Annotated in this window: 5 protein-coding genes and 1 riboswitch; of the genes, 2 read left to right on the top strand and 3 right to left on the bottom strand. The window is 67.8% G+C overall.

All coding sequences use genetic code 11. The features are described from left to right. Positions 1 to 70 precede the first annotated feature (70 nt). Both Q8814_RS22900 and Q8814_RS22895 read left to right on the top strand, forming a co-directional pair. The gene (locus Q8814_RS22900) at positions 71 to 1,807 is read left to right on the top strand and encodes a substrate-binding domain-containing protein (protein ID WP_330154273.1); all 1,737 of its coding nucleotides are present in this window, start codon (positions 71 to 73) and stop codon (positions 1,805 to 1,807) included. Between the two features lie 2 nt (positions 1,808 to 1,809). Beyond that, positions 1,810 to 2,982: a metallophosphoesterase gene (locus Q8814_RS22895; RefSeq protein WP_330154272.1), complete on the top strand. Its 1,173-nt coding sequence runs from the start codon at positions 1,810 to 1,812 to the stop codon at positions 2,980 to 2,982. Between the two features lie 142 nt (positions 2,983 to 3,124). Here the strand turns inward: Q8814_RS22895 and gcvP are convergent, their stop codons facing one another. From gcvP to Q8814_RS22880, 3 genes are all read right to left on the bottom strand, one after another. Then, on the bottom strand, positions 3,125 to 5,977 hold the full coding sequence (gene gcvP, locus Q8814_RS22890) for an aminomethyl-transferring glycine dehydrogenase (protein WP_330154271.1): 2,853 nt from the start codon (positions 5,975 to 5,977) through the stop codon (positions 3,125 to 3,127). Positions 5,978 to 6,145: 168 nt separating this feature from the next. Beyond that, a riboswitch (glycine riboswitch) is annotated at positions 6,146 to 6,240 on the bottom strand. A gap of 84 nt (positions 6,241 to 6,324) precedes the next feature. Beyond that, entirely contained in the window at positions 6,325 to 6,951 is a 627-nt protein-coding gene (locus tag Q8814_RS22885; protein WP_330154270.1) for a MerR family transcriptional regulator, read from the bottom strand. A 262-nt stretch (positions 6,952 to 7,213) separates the two neighbouring features. Beyond that, the gene (locus Q8814_RS22880) at positions 7,214 to 7,687 is read right to left on the bottom strand and encodes a bifunctional nuclease family protein (protein ID WP_330154269.1); all 474 of its coding nucleotides are present in this window, start codon (positions 7,685 to 7,687) and stop codon (positions 7,214 to 7,216) included. Positions 7,688 to 7,753: the final 66 nt, after the last annotated feature.

Below are 7,753 nucleotides of genomic sequence, written 5' to 3'. Positions count from 1 at the left end.
ACATCACTAGACTGCGAGAACCGGAAAAACGGCACCACCCGAACGGCAACGAAACGAGGCGGACGAACACGTGGGTCGACATCGCGGCGCCGACGGCGCACGAGGCATCAGCAAAGGCCCCGTCATCGCCCTCGTAGCCATACTGCTGCTCGTCCTCGCCACCCTCGGCTGGTTCCGCCTCCGCGACCGGATCGACGACCAGGCCACCCGAGCCGCCGAAACCTGCGTCGAAGGCGACACCGTTCTCACCATCGCCGCCGACCCCCTCATCGCCCCCACCCTCACCGCCCTCGCGGACCGCTGGAGCACCGAAGCCAAACGCGTCGTCCGCGACCACTGCGTCACCGCCCAGGTCACCGCAAGCGAAACCAGCCCCACCGCCGCAGCCCTCGGCCCCGACACCGCCTGGAACACCGCGCTCGGCGCCGAACCGGCGCTGTGGGTACCGTTCGACTCCCGCGCGATCGATCGGGCCGCAGCCGTCGACGGGCAGCGTCGCCCCATCGCGACCTCCCCCATCGTTCTCGCTGTCCCCACGGACCTCCACCGAGCACTGACCGCCGCGGCAACCTCCTGGTACGACCTCCCCGCGCTCCAGCGCAGCCCGGCGGCCATGACCGAACTCGGGCTCGACAACTGGGGAACCCTGCGTCTCGCCCTACCCACCGGAGCCCGCACCGACGCCACCGCCTCCACCCTCGACGCAGTGGCCACCGCCGCGTCCGGGACCGCCCCCGGACCACTCACCGTCGACCGGGTCACCGCGCCGCCCTCCGTCACCGCGATCACCGAACTCGCGCTCGGCGCCAACCTCCCCGGCACCACCGCCGGACCCACCACTGCCGACGCCCTGGACGCGCTTGCCGCCGAACCCGGACCCGGCGCACCCCTGCACGCCGTACCCGTCACCGAGAAGCAACTGCACGACACCGTCGCCGACAACACCGTTGCCGGCTTCCTCCCCGGCGGGGCGGCCCCCATCGCCGACTTCCCCGCGGTCGTCGTCGACGCCCCCTGGGTCGACGAAACGCTCGCGCGCGCGGCGGCGGAATTCGTCGACTACCTCCGCCGACCCGAACAGGTCCGGGCATTCACGGATGCCGGTTTCCGGGGCGCGGATCCGACGCAGCCCGGATCCGGCACCGAGGACCAACCGCCGCTCGAGGCTGTGCTCGCTCCCGCCCCGCCCGATGCGGCCGACATGCTGCTGACCATGCGCATCAACCCCGTGCCGCCCCGCAAGACCACGGTGCTCGTCGACACGTCGAGGTCGATGTCCGCCACCGAAGGCGACGGCACCCGACTGGCGAACACCTCCACGTCGCTGAAAACCCTCGTGGATCTGTCTCCCAACTCCTCCGTGATGGGGCTCTACGTGTTCTCCGACGGCACCACGCCCTTCCGGCAGTCCGTGGCTCGCGACGGGCTCACCGCAGCACAGCGCACCGCCTTGACCACCGCGTTGGGCGCGGCAGTGCCCACATCCGCAGAACCGGTGTACGAGGCGATACTCGGCGTCTACACCGACGCGGTGGAAAACTACGATCGGTCCCGGCCCAATTCCGTGCTCGTGATCCTCGACAGCGACAACGACGACGGCACCACGGGACGCGAACTCCTCGACCGAATCGATGAGCTCGTCGATCCCGACCGTCCGGTTCCGATCGACATCGTCGTGCTCGGCGACACCGTCACCGACACCACCGACCTGCAAGCCCTGACCGACCTCACCGAAGGGTCCTTCAACACCGTCGCCTCGACGGAAGGCACCGACCTGACGGACACCCTCCGAAAGCTGATGTCCTGACCGTGATCCGACTCGTTGTCGCGGGGATATTCCTCGCCCTCATCACCTTCTGGCTGCACCGCAGGCTCGTCCGGGCCCCCGGTCTGACCGGCCGCGCCGCCATCGCGGCCGACCTCGCCCTTGTCGCATTGCTCGTTATCGCGCTGCTCGGCTCCCTGTCCGGCACAGAGTTGGACCCGGCCTGGGTGCGACCCTTCGGATTCGTGGGGTGGACCTGGCTCGCCGCGGTGTTCTACCTGGTCCTCGGCTCACTTGCGATCGGGCTCGTGTGCCTGGGCGCGCGTCTGGTACGCCGTGTCCGGCGCACCGGACCTGCCGACGAACCCGCCGACGAAACCGTCGGTCCCTCCCGACGTCACGTGCTGCGCTGGGCCACCGGTGTCCTCGTCGTAGCATCCGTCGGAGCCGTCGGCTACGGAACGGTGGAAGCCTCTCGTCCCCGCATCGTTCCCACCCGGGTGCCGCTACGCCGCCTCCCTCCGGGATTCGACGGGCTCCGTGTCGCGCTCGTCACCGACCTGCATGTCGGCCCGGCGCGCGGCGCCGCGTTCGTCCGGCGGGTGGTCGACCTGGTCAACGGCCAGAACCCCGACCTGATCGTTCTGAGCGGCGACCTCGTCGACGGCACGATCGCCTTTGTCGGCAGCGATCTCGAACCCCTCCGCGACCTGCAGGCCCCACTCGGGGTGTTCGGCGTCAGCGGAAACCACGAGTACTACGCCGACGACGCCCTGTCCTGGCTCGACCACTGGGAGACCCTCGGGGTGCGGACCCTGCGAAACGAGCACGTCGTCCTTGCGCGCGGAGGCGACGAAATCGTCCTCGCCGGCATCCACGACTACAGCGCACCCCCACCGCACGCCGCCGATCTCGCGGCCGCACTGAAAGGGCGCGATCCCGGCCGATTCGTGCTGCTTGCCGCGCATCAACCGCGTCACGTATACGAGGCCCGCGACCACGGCGTCGATCTTCAGCTGTCCGGCCACACCCACGGGGGCCAGATGTGGCCCATCCGATATCTCGTCCCGCTCGCAAACCCGGTGCTCACCGGCCTGGACCGCTTCGGTGACACCCTCGTGTACACATCACAGGGTGCTGGGGCGTGGGGCCCTCCCGTGCGCATTGCGACACCACCCGAAGTGTCGATTCTGGAGTTGGTGTCTTCGGACGAATGACCCCTCTCCTGTAGAGGAGGTTTTTAGTGGGGCGTTTTTGCTAAGGGGAAGTGTATTTGGTTTATTTTGTTTTTCCGTCTGGTCCAGAATATGGATACGTAAGGGGGTGGGCGACAGCTGTGTGCTGTCGCCCACCCGAGAATCAGCTGGTGTACGCCTCCAACGGCGGGCACGAGCACACCAGATTCCGGTCCCCGTGCGCGCCGTCGATCCGTCGAACCGCCGGCCACACCTTGGCCCGGGCCTTCCCCAGCGGATACACCGCCACTTCACGGGAATACGGATGCGACCACTCCGCAACCAGGCATTCTGCCGTGTGCGGAGCACCCCGGAGCGGGTTGTCGTCCACCGGCCACTCCCCTGCCCCGACCCGATCGATCTCCCGGCGGATCGCAATCATGGCGTCGATGAACGCATCGATCTCGTCGAGGTCTTCGCTTTCGGTGGGTTCGACCATGAGGGTGCCCGCCACCGGGAAGCTCATCGTCGGGGCGTGGAAACCGTAATCGGCCAGTCGCTTGGCCACGTCGTCGACCGTCACGCCGGTGTCCTTCGTCAGCTGGCGCAGATCCAGGATGCATTCGTGCGCAACCATGCCGTTGGCGCCCGTGAACAGCACCGGGAAGTACTCGTCGAGGCGACGGGCGATGTAGTTGGCCGATGCGATGGCCGTCAGCGAGGCCCGACGCAGCCCCGCGGCGCCCATCATCTTGATGTAGGCCCAGGTGATCGGCAGGATCGATGCCGACCCGTACGGCGCGGCAGAGACAGGTCCGACCCCGCCGAGGCCCGGAACGGCAGGGTGCCCCGGCAGATACGGCGTGAGGTGGGCCCTGACGCCGATCGGACCGACACCGGGCCCGCCACCGCCGTGCGGGATGCAGAAGGTCTTGTGCAGGTTCAGGTGGCTGACATCGCCACCGAACTTGCCAGGACGCGCCAGACCCACCAGTGCGTTGAGATTCGCGCCGTCGATGTACACCTGACCGCCGGCGTCGTGCACCGCTCCGCAGATGTCCTCGATCTCGTGCTCGTACACCCCGTGCGTGGACGGGTAGGTGATCATGATCGCGGCGAGCCGCTCGGCGTGATCGGCGATCTTGGCTCGCAGGTCGTCGAGGTCCACGTCGCCGTTGGGGCGGCACGCCACCACCTCGACCCGCAGGCCCGCCATCACTGCGGACGCGGCATTGGTGCCGTGGGCGCTGGACGGGATCAGGCAGGTGTCGCGGTGGTCGTCGCCCCGTGCGAGGTGGTAGTGCCGAATCGCGAGGAGGCCGGCGTACTCCCCCTGACTCCCGGCGTTGGGCTGCAGGCTCACGGCGTCGTAGCCGGTGACGGCGGCAAGCCAGCGTTCGAGGTCGCCGATCAACGTCCGGATTCCCTCGGTCTGTTCGGCCGGTGCGAACGGATGCAGACCCGCGAATTCCGGCCAGGTGATCGCTTCCATCTCGGCCGCCGCGTTCAGCTTCATCGTGCATGAGCCGAGGGGAATCATCGTGCGGTCGAGCGCCAGGTCCTTGTCGGACAGCCGGCGCAGGTAACGCATCATCGCAGTCTCGGTCCGGTACTTGGTGAAGGACTCGTGCCGGAGGAATTCACTCGTGCGTGCCAGTTCGGCCGGCACCGCGGATCCGCCGCTCGCAACCACCGAGGGGACATCGAACGCGGCGGCGACGGTGTCCACGTGCGCCGCAGTAGTGGCTTCGTCGCAGGAGATTCCCACCTGGTCGTCGTCCACGAGATGCAGGTTGATGCCTGCTCGCGCGGCCTTGGCAACGATCTCGGCGGCACGTCCCGGTACCCGGGCCCGCACGGTGTCGAAGAAGGTCTCGTGCACGAGTTCCACACCGCCCGCGCGCAGCGCGGCGGCCAGCGCGTCGGCGTGTGCGCCGACGCGGCGCGCGATCTCCGTCAGCCCTTCGGCACCGTGGTACGACGTGTACATCGCGGCGAGCACGGCGAGCAGCACCTGCGCGGTGCAGATGTTGCTGGTGGCCTTCTCCCGGCGGATGTGTTGTTCGCGGGTCTGCAACGCGAGCCGGTAGGCGGGAGCACCGTCCGCGTCCACCGAGAGGCCGACGAGGCGACCGGGCAGGTTGCGGGTATGGACCGCGTGGACGGCCAGATAGCCGGCGTGCGGTCCCCCGAAGCCCATCGGCACACCGAAACGCTGAGTCGTGCCGAAACAGGCGGCGGCGCCCTGCTCACCCGGCGGGACGAGAAGCGTCAACGCGAGCAGATCCGCACCCACGGCCACCAAGGCCCCGCGTTCGTGTGCCGCGGCGATGACCGGGGCCGCGTCGAACACGCGGCCGGAGGCACCCGGCACCTGGAGGATGACACCGAAGAACTCGCCTTCGGGCAGACCGTCGTCGACGACGTTCGCGGAGACGATCTCGATACCGAGCGGTTCGGCGCGGGTGGCGAGCACCGCGGCGGTCTGGGTGAACAGATCCGTGTCGACCACGACACGGGGACTGCGATTCTTGCGGTTCGCGCGGCGCAGCAGGGTCATCGCCTCGGCCGCGGCGGTGGCCTCGTCGAGCATCGACGAATTGGCGACCTCCATACCGGTCAGATCCGCGACCATGGTCTGGAAGTTGAGCAGCGCTTCGAGTCGCCCCTGGCTGATTTCGGGCTGGTACGGCGTGTACGCCGTGTACCAGGCGGGGTTCTCGATGATGTTGCGCAGCAGCACCGGTGGGGTGAGGGTGTCGTAGTAGCCCTGACCGATCATCGACGTCGCCACGGTGTTGCGCGCCGCGAGAGCCTTCAGCGCGGCCAGCGTCTCGTGCTCGGACAGCGGCGCATCGAGGACATCGAGTCCGTCGGCGACCTCACCCGAACGGGTGTCGAGGATGCCGTCGGGCAGCGCCTTGGCGGCGAGGTCGTCGAGCGAACCGACGCCGACGACATCGAGGATCCGGCGCAGACCCGCGCTGTCCGGACCGATGTGACGGTCGGCGAAGGGTGAGGTGAGGGCTTCTGTCATCGCAGCTCCCGGTTGATCGGAGAGGTCCACCTCCGTGCGTGGTCGCACGGCGCGTTTCCTCCCCCTCTGTCGGTGAGCTCGCGGGGCGAGCGCCTGAGAGATTCGGTCTTGTCCGGAAGACCTTTCCCCGTGGGCGGGTGGGTGCTCCCACCGCTTTCCAGAGACGTCGGAACTCACGCGGTCCTGGGTGCCTGAGAGATTGACGGAGAGGTGCTGCTCCTTCGGCGCCCGGAACGTGTCCGAGGCTCTCCCGCGCGATGGCGACGTGCCTCGATTCTAGAACACCGGCGGCGCGCTGGACGCGCGTAGCCGTCCCGGCGGCGTGATCTTCGTCTACCCGGGACGGTCTACCCGATCCGACGGTTGATGCGGTTGCGGCGGCGGGACGCGAGCTCGTCTTCGGGGCGCTGCTCGACCTCACCACCGTCGACGCGTTCCGCCGGGAAATCGGCGATGCTGCCGGTCAGTTCGCGCATGGCTCCACTCACGGCGATACCGAAAACTCCCTGTCCGCCCTGCAACAGGTCGACGACCTCTTCCGGCGAGGTGCATTCGTAGACCGTGGTGCCATCGGAGAACAGGGTGATCTTCGCGAGGTCTCGCACGCCACGGCTGCGCAGATGGTCCACGGCGACCCGAATGTTCTGCAGGGACACACCCGTATCGAGCAGACGCTTGACGATCTTGAGGACGAGAATGTCCTTGAAGGAATACAGTCGCTGGCTCCCCGAGCCGGCGGCGCCGCGGATGGACGGCGAGACGAGATTGGTCCGCGCCCAGTAGTCCAGTTGACGGTAGCTGATGCCGGCGATCTGACACGCGATCGGCACCCGGTAACCCACGAGCTCGTCGGGTACCGAACTGTCGGGAAACAACCCCGGCTGGATGTCCTCGGTCTCGCTCGATGTCGGTGACGAAACTGCGCGGTCGCCGGCGTCGACGCTGAACTGCTGTCCCTGCGGCCGATCTCGCACTGTGGTGACTCCCTCTCGCGCGCCCAGTGGTGCCTCCCGACGACCGACGCGTGGATCCCCCCACCGCATCCAATCGTCGAGCGCTCTCAGGCCTACCCGAGTCGAATCCAAGACCCGTCACGGATTCACTCAGCGTACGCTCCGGTGTGGGCGTTGGGCTGCAACACGCCGACCGGTAAGGCAACGTTCGACACTCCCCGGCGCCGGCTGCGGCCGGGTCCAGCAGACCCAGCCCTGCCGTTGCTCGGGCGGCGAACGACGATCAGCCGTCGGTCGCCTTGAAATCATCGGGTGAGACGGACTCGAGAAATTCCTTGAACTTCTCGACCTCGTCCTCCCGTTCGTCCGGCATGACGAGGCCCGCCTCTGTGAGCACCGGCTCCTCGACGAAGACCGGCGCGCCGATGCGCAAGGCTACAGCCACGGCATCCGACGGGCGGCACGACACGCGCATGTCCCCGTCGAAAACGAGATCGGCGTAGAACGTGCCTTCCTGTAGGTCGACGATTCTGACTTCGAGGAGCGCGTGACCGAACGCTTCGAGCAAATTCTTGATCAGATCGTGCGTCAGGGGGCGCGCCGGTTCGACACCCTGCTGCTCGAGGGCGATGGCCGTGGCCTCCATCTGACCGATCCAGATCGGCAGATAACGTTCACCGTCGACTTCACGCAGCAGCAGGACCGGCTGGTTCTGTGGTTGCTCGACCCGAATCCCCACTACCCGCATCTCGCTCATTGCGGTGCCTCCGTCCGCTGCACATCAGTGGTGAAACCACCCTGACAAACCCTGCCTGAATTCTAG

It is taken from the genome of Rhodococcus chondri (assembly GCF_036327435.1).
Taxonomy (GTDB): domain Bacteria; phylum Actinomycetota; class Actinomycetes; order Mycobacteriales; family Mycobacteriaceae; genus Rhodococcus; species Rhodococcus chondri.
Note: the sequence above shows the minus strand (reverse complement) of the source record. Positions and strands in the feature narration are given on the sequence as shown.